General features: G+C 51.6%; 10 protein-coding genes. All 10 read left to right on the top strand.

Annotation, left to right across the window (positions count from 1 at the left end):
* Window positions 1-29 precede the first annotated feature (29 nt).
* The 10 genes from rfbB (at window position 30) to AC4IHP_RS13650 (ending at window position 13,058) form a co-directional block, all read left to right on the top strand.
* Window positions 30-1,106 carry a dTDP-glucose 4,6-dehydratase gene (gene rfbB / locus AC4IHP_RS13695; RefSeq protein ID WP_490831919.1) on the top strand — a complete coding sequence of 359 codons (1,077 nt, stop codon included), beginning with the start codon at window positions 30-32 and terminating at the stop codon, window positions 1,104-1,106.
* The gene (gene rfbD / locus AC4IHP_RS13690; protein ID WP_490831918.1) at window positions 1,103-1,996 is read left to right on the top strand and encodes a dTDP-4-dehydrorhamnose reductase; all 894 of its coding nucleotides are present in this window, start codon (window positions 1,103-1,105) and stop codon (window positions 1,994-1,996) included. Before rfbB ends, rfbD begins: the two co-directional genes overlap by 4 nt.
* Window positions 1,993-2,883 (top strand): glucose-1-phosphate thymidylyltransferase RfbA, encoded by an 891-nt coding sequence (gene rfbA / locus AC4IHP_RS13685; protein ID WP_490831917.1) that lies wholly within the window; start codon window positions 1,993-1,995, stop codon window positions 2,881-2,883. The genes rfbD and rfbA overlap by 4 nt, the downstream gene beginning before the upstream one ends.
* A 48-nt stretch (window positions 2,884-2,931) precedes the next feature.
* On the top strand, window positions 2,932-3,855 hold the full coding sequence (locus AC4IHP_RS13680) for a glycosyltransferase (protein WP_490831916.1): 924 nt from the start codon (window positions 2,932-2,934) through the stop codon (window positions 3,853-3,855).
* Entirely contained in the window at window positions 3,852-4,808 is a 957-nt protein-coding gene (locus tag AC4IHP_RS13675; RefSeq protein ID WP_110601595.1) for an NAD-dependent epimerase/dehydratase family protein, read from the top strand. The genes AC4IHP_RS13680 and AC4IHP_RS13675 overlap by 4 nt, the downstream gene beginning before the upstream one ends.
* Entirely contained in the window at window positions 4,805-5,833 is a 1,029-nt protein-coding gene (locus AC4IHP_RS13670) for an MraY family glycosyltransferase (RefSeq protein ID WP_181424948.1), read from the top strand. Before AC4IHP_RS13675 ends, AC4IHP_RS13670 begins: the two co-directional genes overlap by 4 nt.
* Window positions 5,834-6,017: 184 nt before the next feature.
* Entirely contained in the window at window positions 6,018-7,115 is a 1,098-nt protein-coding gene (locus AC4IHP_RS13665; RefSeq protein ID WP_490831915.1) for an acyltransferase family protein, read from the top strand.
* Between the two features lie 244 nt (window positions 7,116-7,359).
* Window positions 7,360-8,178: an ABC transporter permease gene (locus AC4IHP_RS13660; RefSeq protein WP_490831914.1), complete on the top strand. Its 819-nt coding sequence runs from the start codon at window positions 7,360-7,362 to the stop codon at window positions 8,176-8,178.
* The gene (locus AC4IHP_RS13655) at window positions 8,168-9,520 is read left to right on the top strand and encodes an ABC transporter ATP-binding protein (RefSeq protein ID WP_406226923.1); all 1,353 of its coding nucleotides are present in this window, start codon (window positions 8,168-8,170) and stop codon (window positions 9,518-9,520) included. The genes AC4IHP_RS13660 and AC4IHP_RS13655 overlap by 11 nt, the downstream gene beginning before the upstream one ends.
* Window positions 9,513-13,058 (top strand): glycosyltransferase, encoded by a 3,546-nt coding sequence (locus AC4IHP_RS13650; RefSeq protein WP_490831913.1) that lies wholly within the window; start codon window positions 9,513-9,515, stop codon window positions 13,056-13,058. Before AC4IHP_RS13655 ends, AC4IHP_RS13650 begins: the two co-directional genes overlap by 8 nt.
* The last annotated feature ends 635 nt before the right edge of the window (window positions 13,059-13,693 follow it).

Here is a 13,693-nt window from a genome sequence, read left to right as displayed (position 1 = left end):
CTGTCCGCAGCTCAAGGGTATCGTTTCGCGTGAAAATTCTAGTTACCGGCGGCGCCGGCTTCATTGGCTCGGCAGTCGTCCGTCACATCATCTCCAATACTTCCGATGCGGTCGTTAACGTCGATAAGCTGACATACGCTGGCAATCTGGAGTCCCTGGCAGAAGTCAGCCAGAATTCGCGTTATGCCTTCGAGCGCGTCGATATCTGCGATCGTGATCAGATCGACCGCGTTCTGCGTGAACACCAACCTGATGCAATCATGCACCTGGCCGCAGAATCCCACGTTGACCGCTCGATCTCCGGCCCGTCCGAGTTTATCCAGACCAACATCATCGGCACCTACACGCTGCTCGAAGCCGCGCGTCACTACTGGGCTGCGCTGGATGACACGCGCAAAGCCAACTTCCGTTTCCACCACATTTCGACCGACGAAGTTTACGGAGACCTCGAAGGTCCGGAAGACCTCTTCACCGAAACCACGCCTTACCAGCCAAGCTCGCCATACTCGGCAAGCAAGGCCAGCTCCGACCATCTGGTCCGTGCCTGGGCCCGCACTTATGGCCTGCCGACACTGGTTACCAACTGCTCAAACAACTACGGCCCTTGCCACTTCCCAGAGAAGCTGATCCCGCTGATCATCCTCAATGCACTGGAAGGCAAGCCGCTACCGGTGTACGGCAAAGGCAACCAGGTTCGTGACTGGCTGTACGTCGAAGACCATGCCCGTGCGTTGTACAAAGTCGTGACCGAAGGTGTGATCGGTGAGACTTACAACATCGGCGGTCATAACGAAAAACAAAACATCGAAGTAGTGCATGCCCTGTGCGCGTTGCTCGATGAATTGCGTCCTGATTCTGCTCATCGTCCTCATGCCAGCTTGATTACCTATGTTCAGGATCGTCCTGGGCATGACGTGCGTTATGCAATCGATGCGAGCAAGATTCAGCGTGAACTGGGCTGGACACCGGAAGAGACTTTCGAGACTGGCATTCGCAAGACTGTCGAGTGGTATCTGACTAACACCGAGTGGGTAGAGCACGTGAAGAGCGGTAGCTACCAGCAGTGGATTGATCAGAACTATGCGGATCGCTCGAGCAAAGCATGAAGATCCTGCTTCTAGGAAAGAACGGTCAGGTGGGCTGGGAGCTGCAACGTTCCCTGGCTCCGCTTGGCGACCTCGTCTCTCTTGATCGTCATCTTGTCGATGGCCTCTGTGGTGATCTGTCCAATCTAGAAGCCTTGCGCGCAACAATTCGTCAGGTGAAGCCCGACGTTATTGTTAATGCCGCTGCCTATACAGCGGTTGACAAGGCCGAGTCGGAAACGGAGTTGGCGGATCGCGTGAACGGTTTTGCGAGTGGCGTGATGGCGGAAGAAGCCGCATCGCTGGACGCATGGCTGGTTCACTACTCGACCGATTATGTTTTCAATGGCCATGGCGTCATGCCATGGCAGGAGACAGACGCTGTTGCGCCGGTGAACCATTACGGCGCCAGCAAGCTCGCCGGCGAGCAGGCAATTATCGCGTCGGGTTGTAAGTATCTGATCTTCCGTACTAGCTGGGTTTACGGAGCTCGCGGCAACAACTTTGCGAAGACCATGCTGCGCTTAGCGAAAGATCGCGAAGCGTTGAGCGTGATTGCGGATCAGATCGGAGCGCCGACAGGGGCTGATCTGATTGCTGATGTAACGGTGTTGGCTATCCAGCAAGTTCTGAGGCGTCCAGAGCTGGCCGGTCTCTATCATCTAGCCGCTGCCGGTGAAGTGTCCTGGCATGGCTATGCCAGTCATGTCGTTGACTTCGCAAAATCCCAAGGCGAGGAATTGGCTGTGACAACAGTCAATCCTATCGAGACTACTGCCTATCCTACTCCTGCGCGTCGCCCACTGAACTCACGTTTGAATACTCAGAAGCTGCGCGACAATTTTTCTCTACACTTGCCGGATTGGCAAAGTGGTGTAACCCGAATGCTTAGGGAAGTTTTGAACAAATGACCACGACAAATCGTAAAGGTATCATCCTCGCCGGCGGCTCAGGTACGCGTCTGCACCCGCTGACTCTCGGCGTGTCGAAGCAGATGCTGCCGATCTACGACAAGCCGATGATCTTTTATCCGTTGTCAGTGCTGATGCTCGCCGGGATGCGCGAGATTCTGATTATTTCTACCCCTGAAGACTTGCCTTGTTTCCGCAAGCTTCTGGGGGACGGAAGTCTGTATGGCATCAAATTGACTTATGCCGAACAGCCAAGTCCCGATGGCTTGGCGCAGGCTTTTATCATTGGCGAAGAATTCATCGGCAATGATCCTTGCTGTTTGATACTGGGCGATAACATTTTTTACGGTCAGCATTTCTCCGACAATCTGCGTTCAGCGACCAACCAGCAGCGAGGCGCAACGGTATTCGGTTATCACGTTTCCGATCCGGAACGTTTTGGTGTTGTCGAGTTCGATGCCTCCGGCCGTGCGCTGAGCATCGAAGAGAAGCCGCTGAAGCCGAAATCCAGCTACGCGGTAACTGGCCTGTATTTCTACGACAATCAGGTGGTTCGGATTGCCAAGGGCATTCAACCTTCAGAGCGTGGAGAGCTTGAGATCACTGACGTCAATCGTGCCTATCTTGGACAGAAATCACTGAATGTTGAAATGCTGGGTCGTGGTTTCGCATGGCTTGATACTGGCACGCACGATTCCTTGCTGGAGGCCAGTCACTTCGTCCACACCATCGAGCAGCGCCAAGGCTTGAAAGTTGCGTGCCTGGAAGAGATTGCTTTCAATAGCGGATGGATTGACGCCGAACAGCTGGCCAAGCAGGCCGACAGCCTGAAGAAAACCGGTTATGGACAGTATCTGCAGAAACTCCTGGATTCCAGCACTCGCTGAGATCCGTTGTCCCGTTCACTTTCTCAGAACCGTGCAAGCAGGAATGGAATGCCAGTAACAACTCCCCGGGTTGCAGTTTTGCTGGCTGCCTACAACGGAATGCAATGGATTGAAGAGCAACTGGCTTCAATCCTCGCTCAATCCGCGGTGCAGATCACCATTTACATCAGTGTTGATGCCTCTGACGATGGTACGGAGGTATGGTGCGCAGATTGCGCCGCCCGACATACTAATCTCTTTCTGTTACCGGCGGGTATTCGGTTCGGCGGGGCATCGCGCAATTTTTTCCGGCTGATCCGCGACGTGGACTTGCAAGAGTATGACTATGTCTCCTTCGCCGATCAGGATGATGTCTGGCATGAGGACAAACTTGAGCGGGCGATCTCCTTGATGCGAGAGCGTGGCGTGGATGCGTACTCTAGCAATGTCACCGCGTTCTGGGAAAACGGCAGGGCTCAGTTGCTCAACAAGGCGCAACCTCAGACGCGCTGGGATTTCCTTTTCGAAGCGGCCGGCCCGGGTTGTACCTATGTGCTGAGTGCACCGCTGGTGCGGGCGATGAAACATTCGATGTTGATGCAATGGAGTGAGTTGCAAAAAGTCAGCCTGCACGATTGGTATTGTTACGCCTTCGCTCGCAGCCACTGCTTTCGCTGGTATATCGATCCCCATCCTTCGATGGAATATCGACAACACGAACGTAACCAGGTTGGGGCGAACACTGGCCTCAATACGATGATTGCCCGTTATAAAACCATTCACGATGGCTGGTGGTTCACCCAGGTTGCGTTGATCGCACGCCTGACGGGGCAAGCTGGCGACCCCTTCGTCGGCTCGTGGCTACCACTGCGTCGTTGGCAATTGATCAGGCTTTCGTTTTCGGCTTGGCGCTGTCGTCGCCGGATCAGGGATCGTGTGTTGTTTTTCCTCATCTGCTGGGCGACAGCCCTTGCCGGGAAATCCGCACAATGAGCGCGCCAAGAGTCTGGGTGACCGGGGCGAGCGGATTTGTCGGCGAGGCGCTGGTAATGCACTTGCTGCTAGGGCGAAAGTTTGCGCCGGTAGCGGCTGTGCGTGGCGGTACGCGTCTACTCGGTTTGTGTCCTATTGTGCGATTTGAACTGGGAGCAACCTCGCCTGCGCAGTTGGTCGGTATACACATCGTCGTACATGCGGCTGCCAGAGTACATGTCATGCAAGAAACTGCGGACGATGCATTGGCCGAATTTCGTCGCATAAATGTCGATGGCACCCTGCAATTGGCCCGCTCGGCTGCCCAAGCCGGGGTCAAGCGTTTCGTTTTCATCAGCTCAATCAAGGTCAATGGTGAGAGCACGCCTCCCGGACGTCCTTTCACGGCGCAGGATATACCGGAACCGCAGGATCCTTATGGGATTTCCAAGCTCGAAGCGGAGCACGCGTTGCGGTTGCTTGGCAGTGAAACCGGAATGGAGATTGTGATCATTCGCCCGCCACTGGTTTATGGCCCCGGAGTAAAGGCCAATTTTCTCAGTCTGCTCAACTGGCTCGACAGGGGAATGGTTCTGCCCTTAGGCGGCATTCGCAACCAACGCAGCATGGTCGCGCTTGGCAATCTGGTCTCGTTGATCGAGACCTGTCTCGGTCACCCGGCTGCGGCTGGGCAAACCTTTCTGGTTAGCGACGGCAGTGATTTTTCGACACCTGGCCTGCTGCGTCGATTGGCTTCGGCCTTAGGGAAAAAGGCGCGCTTGCTGCCTGTTCCTTCGTTGCTGCTGCTGGTCTGTGCAGCCGCCGTGGGCAAGCGCGCTGTGGCTCAGCGAGTCTGTGAATCGTTGCAGGTGGATATCAGTAAAAACCGCGAGATGCTGGGCTGGGTGCCGCCGATTGATGTGGACATTGCCATGCGTCGTACAGCAGGCCATTTTTTGGATAGGCATAAATGATTATTGGTGGTTTGTTGCTTCTTGCCATTTTCCTGCTGTCTTGGGTGTCGACTTGGGGGATGCGACATTACGCGTTGTCCAAAAGTCTGATGGATATTCCCAATGAGCGCAGTTCGCACTCGGTAGCGACCCCTCGAGGGGGGGGAGTGGCTATTGTCTTCGGCTTCCTCTTGGCCCTACCCATTTTCGGCTGGCTGGGGTTGATGGATCATGCTGCGCTGGCCGCCATGTCAGGCAGTGGGTTGCTGGTTGCACTGATCGGCTTTGCCGACGATCATGGGCACATCGCTGCAAGATGGCGGTTGCTCGGACATTTTCTTGCGGCGATTTGGGCTCTGTTCTGGTTGGGTGGGCTGGCTCCTATTGCGGTGTTGAACGGCACCATTGATCTGGGTTGGATGGGCCATGCAATTGCGGCGGTTTATCTGGTTTGGATGCTCAATCTCTATAATTTTATGGATGGCATTGACGGGCTGGCGAGTGCCGAGGCGCTGTGTGTGTGCTTGGGCATTGCACTGGTTTACGCGTTGATCGGCGAAGTCGAGCCAATCTGGGGCGTGCTGGCGATGAGTGCGGCGGTTGGTGGTTTTATGTGCTGGAACTACCCACCCGCACGAATCTTCATGGGGGATGCCGGCAGCGGTTTTTTGGGCATTGCCCTCGGGATTCTGTCGCTGGATGCGGCAACCCGTTTACCAGAGCTGTTGTGGAGCTGGGTCATTCTTCTTGGCGCATTCGTGGTTGATGCAACCTTGACTCTGTGCAGGCGACTGCTCAACGGTGAAAAGGTCTATCAGGCCCATCGCAGTCATGCCTATCAATACGCGGCGCGACACTTTAAAAGCCATAAGGCAGTCACCCTGGCGGTAACCGGATTGAACCTCTGCTGGTTGATGCCGTGGGCGGTCGTGGTGGCGTTGGGCGTTGTGCCAGGAGTGGCCGGGCTGATCGCCGCTTATATCCCGCTGTTCTGGTTGGCTATTCGATTCAAGGCCGGCACTCGGGAAAAGCCGCCAATCTCGTGAGGCCAGGCCGGGCGTGGGAGCTTGTATCGGATAATGCTATGATTCGCGACCCCGTACGGGGAGGCAACGAAAGCGCAGGCGTCATGCATCCTGATGGTCGACTTATAAATCCCTTTTCAGTGCCTTTCGTGACAATCCAGTCAATTTCATGTTGATCAGTTAATAAGTGTTGGAGCAGTACTAAATGCAGCATAAGGATAATAATTTAAACCTGCTTCGGCTGATTGCTGCGTTGATGGTTCTTTACGCACACTCGTTCGCCTTCTATGGCAATCCACCTGCCGGATTTCTGGGATTGACCTCCTACGGGGGCCTGGGTATCGACATCTTCTTCATAATCAGCGGTTATCTGATCGTCAAGAGCTGGGATTTCACGCCTTCAGCCGCCAACTTTCTAATTAAGCGATCACTGCGGATTTTTCCAGCGCTGATCGTGGTTGTGCTGATCAGCATGTTTATTCTGGGGCCGATGTTTACAACATTAACGACCAGAGAATACTTTGCTCACCCGCAGTTCTGGCCTTATCTGAAAAACATCATCCTTAACCCGGTGTTTTACCTGCCCGGTGTGCTTGAGCAAGCCAGGGTAGCCAACGCTGTAAACGGTTCGTTGTGGAGCCTGCCTGTCGAGTTCTTCATGTATTTAGTCGTTATGGCGCTAGGGCTGTTTTTTCGCAGTAGCCGCTGGGTCTATGCTGTGGCGACGGCGCTGTTCGCAATGGCTGTTGTGTTCTGGGTTTGGCGCGATGCTTCCATGAAGGTTGTCTACGGCACTGATGTGCGCCAGATTTTCCTAACTGGTATCTACTTTCTGATCGGCGGTTGCTACGCAAAATGGCGACTCGAGCGTTGGTTCAATCTCTCCGGCGTTTGCGTAATGGTTGTCGCGACTATCTTGTTGGCCCCTTACGCCCCGATCTCCACCATCGTCTTGTGGCTTACCTTGCCCTATGTAGTTTTGGCCTACGGTCTGTCCAGCAGCTCGTTGGGAACACTGATCAACAAAGTGGGTGACTGCTCTTATGGTGTCTATATATACGCGTTCCCTGTGCAACAGTTCGTATTGCTGAAGTATCCGAACATCTCTTACGGCATGTACTTGTTTGTCACCGTGCTGATCACTCTGTTACTCGGCTACTGCTCATGGCACCTGATTGAAAAACGTATCTTGAAGTTCAAGCCAAAGGATAAGAGTCGCTTCGCCGGCAAGTCCCCAGATGATCACGGGGCTGCCTCCGTGGATGTTGAAGGGCGAGTGAAAACAATTAACCAGAATGTTTGATGACCGAGCAGGGCGCATGCGGTGTTGTGAAAGATGGTACGCGCGGAGAGTTTTATGATGTTTTCGGGAAATGGGCGATTTTTACGGGGACTCGAGCACGCAGTGTTCAGTATGACATTCTCGGAATCGCAACGTGTTCAGCTCCTCACCAGATCTGAGCTCAACGACACGGGTGGGGCGCATGGTAGCCATGTTATGGATTTTTTAACGGTTGCCCGTCTGCGAATCACGGAGTGAGTATTTGATGCAAAATTTCTCAGCAACACCGACGGAGCTTATCGCGAGCTTATGGCGGCATAGAAACCTGATCAAGTCGTTTGTACAGCGTGATGTTCTTGGTCGCTACCGCGGATCGTTCATGGGGATTATTTGGTCATTCCTCAATCCGCTGTTCATGTTGCTAGTATATACGTTCTTTTTCAGCGTTATTTTCAAGGCGCGCTGGGGAAGTGGTAGCGACTCGAAGACGGAGTTTGCTCTCATATTGTTCTCGGGATTAATGGTTTTCAGTCTATTCGCGGAGTGTGTAAACCGAGCACCCGGTGTTATCCTTGGTAATCCAAACTACGTAAAGAAAGTGGTATTTCCCCTTGAAGTTTTGCCTTGGGTGAATATGGGGTCGGCCCTTTTTCATGGTGCGATCAGTCTGAGCGTGTGGATGTTGGCTTACATTATTTTCTTTGGTGTACCTCACCTTACAGTGCTGTATTTGCCCTTAGTCTTGCTGCCATTGATTTTCTTCGTCATGGGTGTCAGCTGGGCGCTCGCATCATTAGGCGTGTACCTGCGTGACGCGGCGCAATTTGTTGGCATCGTGACCAGTACTCTGATGTTCCTATCTCCAATTTTCTATCCTGTCACTGCACTGCCGGAGCGCTACAGAGGCTTGCTCTATCTGAACCCGTTGACGCCTGTCATCGAACAGACACGAGACGTGCTGTTCTGGGGAAATATTCCCGATTTCAAGATCCTCGGTATCTATCTGATCATTACTTTAATCATCGCGTGGTTGGGCTTCGCCTGGTTCCAGAAGACACGCAAGGGGTTCGCTGATGTCCTCTGAGATTTCTATCAAGGTCGAGAATCTGAGTAAGTGCTATCAAATATACGACCAGCCTCGGGATCGCCTGAAGCAATTTGTTATGCCTCCTATTCGGCGTGCCGCAGGTAGAGCACAGAAGCAGTACTTCCGAGAGTTCTGGGCATTAAGAAATGTTTCGTTCGAAGTGAAAAAAGGCGAAACCGTGGGCATTATCGGTCGTAACGGCAGTGGTAAATCGACGCTGTTACAAATGATATGTGGAACACTGCAGCCAACCCAAGGCAGTGTAAAAACCGCAGGGCGCATTGCCGCGCTGCTTGAGCTCGGGTCGGGATTTAATCCAGAGTTCAGCGGACGTGAAAACGTCTACATGAATGCCGGGATTCTCGGCTTGACGAAAAGCGAAATTGACGAACGCTACGAAGCGATATTGGAATTTGCCGAAATCGGCGAGTTTATCGAGCAACCGGTAAAAACATATTCGAGTGGCATGTATGTACGCTTGGCATTCGCGGTCATCGCCAATGTTGATGCAGATATTCTGGTTATCGATGAAGCCTTGGCTGTCGGCGACATCTTCTTCACTCAAAAGTGCATGCGCTTTCTGGCTGAATTCAAGAAGCGCGGCACCATTCTTTTCGTCACCCACGATACTAGCAGTGTCATGAGTCTTTGTGAGCGGGCGGTGTGGCTCCAGGCCGGTGATCGCAAGGCCTACAGCGACTCCAAGTCTGTTTGCCAGGCTTACCTTGCCGAGTATTACGCTTCCTCTGGCTCCGTTTCATTAGAGATTCCTCCGAAAGTGCATTCCACCCCAGTAATGCAGGATTTCCGCGACGTCCGACAGGATTTTATTAATCATTCCTCGATAAGAAACGATCTCGAAATTTTCAGATTCAAGGGCGATGGCGAGAAATTCGGCCTGAGCAAGGCGCATGTTGTGGATGTCTATCTCACCGATGATGGAGGCGGACCAGTGTCTTGGTTTGTCGGTGGGGAATTAGTTGTGCTAGTGGTAAAAGCACATGCGGAAATCGATCTCGATCAACCGATCGTCGGCTTTTTGGTGAAAGACAAGAACGGCCAACATTTGTTCGGTGAGAACACTTATCTGACGTTCGTCGAGAACTCGGTAAAGGTCTGCGGTGGCAGAGATTTCACTGCCAGCTTCAAGTTCAGAATGCCAATTATGCCTTCAGGTGATTACACGATTGGTGTCGCGATAGCGAACGGCACGCAAGACAATCACGTCATCCATAGCTGGGTGCATGACGCTATTGCTTTTAAATCTCACAGCACCAGCGTGTCAACGGGTTTGGTTGGCATTCCAATGATTGACATTGAGTTACAAGCTAATGGATAACAAATATGAATTCTCTTATGAACCCGTCAGTGTCTACGCGAGCGCTGTCAGCCTCATAAAAGATCTTACATGTACCGGGGCCATCCATCTTGACTTGGGTTGTGGTTACGCCGCTATCGCACGACAAATTGAAAAGCTAGGTGCTCGTTATGTCGGCTTTGATGCAAATGCCGAAAGTGTCAGAGCGCTTCATAGTAACGGCGTTGAGGCGTATGAGTTGAACCTGAGCGAGTGGGATCAGGCAATCGCTCAGTTCAAAACGCTTTGTGAGAATTACTCAGTTATTACCATTTCGATGTTGGACGTCATCGAGCATCTGGATTACGACTGTGGTTTATTAAGCCGAATCAAGGACTCTTTCAAGCCCGAGCAGAAAGTATCATTGGTTCTATCGGTTCCCAACTCGTCTCATGTAGACGTGTCAGTCAAGATGCTAGCGGGGTCGTTCAACTATCTGAACACCGGCCTGTTGGACAAGACCCACACCGTTGTGTATACCGAGGACAACTTATCGGTTGTGACTCGAAAGAATGGGTGGAAACAAGTTGCCGCCAATGACTATCATCTGGAATTCACCGAGCAATTCGTAAACCAACCGTCTGTTCTTCTCAATAGGGATGGGGGGCTTGGCCATGACTTGCGCCAGCTTAAAACGCTGCTGGATCCAAGCTGTGACGTGTACCAGTTTGTTAGAGCTTACGTACCTGATGAGCGAGTCGCCAACGAAGCAGATTCCCGGCTCCTGGCTAAGGATTTGTCACTGACGTTGATTATCCCTGAGTCTGTTGAGTCTGCAGCAGTACAGGACCTTGTTTCGAGACTGTCATTGATCGAAAACAAGACAAGTGTGCAATTGGTGTTGCCGAATCGGGTTGCGGAGACTATATCGAGCGACTTTGCCGTTACTCGTTATCAAGAGGGCAAACTAGAGCAAGTTATCGCTCTGTCGCTTGCCACGCGGTACTGGTTATTTGTCGCAAATCCAGAGGATGTCTGTGAAGTCGCTCTAAATTCGCTGTTGACGACCTACGATGATTCCCGCGGTATGCCGGTGATCGCATTGGTAACTGATGAAATAGACGAAGTTAAGGGCCAGTTTGAACTTTTGACTGCTTTCGGAAACAGCGTTTCGTGGCGAGTGATTTTTCCTACTCAGTATTTCGCGCATTTCAAAGATCACGAGTTTATAGCTAACGATGCTGGCTGGAAAAATTTCACCCGGCGCGCAGCGTTGACCTGTGGCATGGCCCGTGTTCCGGTTGATTTTGCTGATAGGCCCGCACCGTTTATTCCTTCTGTAGACAAAGTGGCTGTGCTTTCACAGGTGCTGTCGGATCCCAAGGCGCGTGCATTGGTGATTCGGTCCAACGAATTGGCAAACGCGGTGGTCAATGAACTTGAATATGCAGTGCAAGCATCCGAGCGCCTTGCTTCCGAACTGACTGTTGAATCTCAACGACTTACATCGAAACTGTCTTCTGAATCCCAACGGCATACATCGGAATCTCAGCGTCTTACCCTAGAACTGGAAGAGCGCAATCGTCAAATCGAGGAAATGCTGGCCAGTAATTCATGGGCCATAACGACGCCTCTGCGTAATTATCGTCGATACATGTCTCGCATAAGTGATCTATGTCGGGCGATTATGCGTCGAGATGTGGCGATCATTATGCAGTTTGCTCGTACAATATATTTGAAGTTTTCCGCGCTAAGGACTGTATGGTCAATTTATCAATCTGCCAAACTGAAGATAATGCGAGTTGTACAGGATAAATCTATTTCCAAGAATAATGCGCATGCTTTGGCTGACTTATCTAATCGGCGCTTCCTGGAAAGTGCAAATTTTCGTCCAGATCAGACCGTAGAAATATTGCCAGAAATTGATATTTCAGTTGTCTCATACAACAGCTCTCGCTGGGTAGAGAATTTTCTCACAACGCTCGTCTCACAAAATTTTCCGCTTTCCAAGATACACTTGAAGGTAGTGGATAATGGTTCTGCGGATAACACGTTAGAACTCTTTGAGCGCTACTTCGAAACTAATTCCAGTAAATTCGCCAGTGTAGAAGTTATTCAACAGGCTAATAATGGCTTCGGCGCAGGTCATGATCGAGCTATCAGAGCGGGACGCTCCAGCTTTTGCCTGGTTGTAAATCTGGATCTGGAGTTTCTACCGGATTCGATTGAAAAAGCTGTTCACGCTGCGATGAATGACGCAGATACCTCTGCGGCGAGTTGGGAGTTTCGGCAGATTCCTTATGAACATCCGAAGTATTATGACCCCGTCACATTGGAAACCAATTGGTCATCGCACGCTTGCGTTCTTTTGAAGCGGGAAGCCTACGAGCGGTGCGGCGGATACGACCATGCCATTTTCATGTACGGTGAGGACGTGGAGTTTTCTTATCGGCTTCGTTCCTTCGGTTATTCACTTAAATACCTGCCGTCTGCGACCGTTATTCATTACACTTACGAGGAGGCCGGGGAAATAAAGCCCTTGCAATTCACGGGTAGCGTACTTGGTAATGCATACATTCGCCTGCGGTACGGCTCGTGGTCGGATCGAATAATGGCTTTCGTGTTGTATGCCGGGTTGTTTATCTACCCGTCGCAATTCACCGGCTCGAAAAAACTCCTGCTGAAAAATGTTCCGAAGCTGCTCCGGAATATTCCGCACTTTTTGGGAGGGCGCGGCGATGCCAATGCTAAGTTTCCCCTCCGCGGTTATGACTATGAGCTCATCCGAGATGGGGCATTCTGGGAAGTTCAGGCAATTGATCATTCCAAGGTACTTCCACGGGTGACAATCATTACACGTACTTATCGTGGACGCGGTGCTTTCCTCAAGCAGGCAATGCAAAGCGTTTTCAATCAGACGTATCCGAATATCGAGTTGCTCATCGCCGAAGACGGCGGTGATACCCAGAAATCGTTGGTTGAGACATTGTCAGCGTTTGCCCCTTCAACGGTGGACGTCAGATTTTTGATGAATGAAAAAATCGGACGGTCAGGCGTGGGTAATGCCGGAATGGCAGCTGCGTCAGGCGAATATTTGATGTTCCTGGATGACGACGACTTGTTGTTCGCCGACCATGTCGAAATTCTGATGCAGTGCCTGAATGCAGATAGTTCTCTCGACGCAGCCTATAGCCTGGCTTTCGAGGTCACTACCAACGTTAGTGAAGACAAGTCTTCTTACGTCGAGGAATTGCTCTATACGCCTTCCGTTTTTCGGCAGGTTTGGGATTACGAAGTGATGAAGCGTCACAATTTCATTCCAATACAATCGATTCTTTTCAAGAAAAGCCTTTACGCTCGCTGGGGAGGTTTTGATCTTGAACTGGATCAATTGGAAGACTGGAATTTGTGGTTGCGCTATGGCTATGAAGGAAAGTTTAAATTTGTGGAAAAGACTACATCCTTGTTCCGCACTCCGGCGAATGCGGACGTACGAGCTGAGCGCCATGCGCTGCTGCATGATGCATACAATATGGCGCTGAGCAGTGCTAATGCCCATATCCTGAAGATTGCTGGGTAATCGTGGACGATGACACAAGGTGATTGATTTTCATCGAAATAGAACATGAAGGGACACGCAAGTGTCCTTTTTCGTTTCCCGGTTTCTATCAGGCGTAGTGCATAGTCTGGTATGTTGCGAGTTTAGCTCGCACGGTGCTGCGGATATGGCATAAGATGGGGAGTGCTACAGTAGCATTCATGAGCCTTCTTGCCGAGTTTTCTCATCACGTTTTTGCCGCCTTTAAAACGTATGCGTTCCATCAACCATATTGAAAGCCGTCACGTGATCCCGGATGCTGCGTTCTTGATTCTGTTTATTGAGTCCATCCGCCATGGGTACGACCCAATGCTCAAATCGTAATCATCTGTCGCCAACATACAGCCCTCGAATTCCGAAAATCCCCTTTAGGCAATGTGGCTAGATTAAGAAAGTCAACCCTGCCCAAATCGCGATCGGACCCATCTGGTTCAGGATACGTTCGCGACGAGTTTGGTTATTTTAAGCGGCATACTCGACACCGGTGAGGGGCCCGATGCCATCGAGCCTAATCGTTTGGTCATTGCGGGTCGGGTATTACACGGAGTCTGGAAGTCTTTTTCAGGGATGGCTCAGGTTGACGTGCAAAGGCGTGAACTATCCTCATCCTTCAGGCT

Source organism: Pseudomonas sp. UF-293, from assembly GCF_058245595.1.
The sequence above is the reverse complement of the archived record's forward strand: the minus strand, read 5'-3'. Positions and strand labels throughout refer to the sequence as shown.

Bases quoted from the DNA above. Each gene is read 5' to 3' on its own strand.
- rfbD (WP_490831918.1), top strand. From the start codon at position 1,103: ATGAAGATCCTGCTTCTAGGAAAGAACGGTCAGGTGGGCTGGGAGCTG.
- rfbA (WP_490831917.1), top strand. From the start codon at position 1,993: ATGACCACGACAAATCGTAAAGGTATCATCCTCGCCGGCGGCTCAGGT.
- AC4IHP_RS13680 (WP_490831916.1), top strand. From the start codon at position 2,932: ATGCCAGTAACAACTCCCCGGGTTGCAGTTTTGCTGGCTGCCTACAAC.
- AC4IHP_RS13675 (WP_110601595.1), top strand. From the start codon at position 3,852: ATGAGCGCGCCAAGAGTCTGGGTGACCGGGGCGAGCGGATTTGTCGGC.
- AC4IHP_RS13670 (WP_181424948.1), top strand. From the start codon at position 4,805: ATGATTATTGGTGGTTTGTTGCTTCTTGCCATTTTCCTGCTGTCTTGG.
- AC4IHP_RS13665 (WP_490831915.1), top strand. From the start codon at position 6,018: ATGCAGCATAAGGATAATAATTTAAACCTGCTTCGGCTGATTGCTGCG.
- AC4IHP_RS13660 (WP_490831914.1), top strand. From the start codon at position 7,360: ATGCAAAATTTCTCAGCAACACCGACGGAGCTTATCGCGAGCTTATGG.
- AC4IHP_RS13655 (WP_406226923.1), top strand. From the start codon at position 8,168: ATGTCCTCTGAGATTTCTATCAAGGTCGAGAATCTGAGTAAGTGCTAT.
- AC4IHP_RS13650 (WP_490831913.1), top strand. From the start codon at position 9,513: ATGGATAACAAATATGAATTCTCTTATGAACCCGTCAGTGTCTACGCG.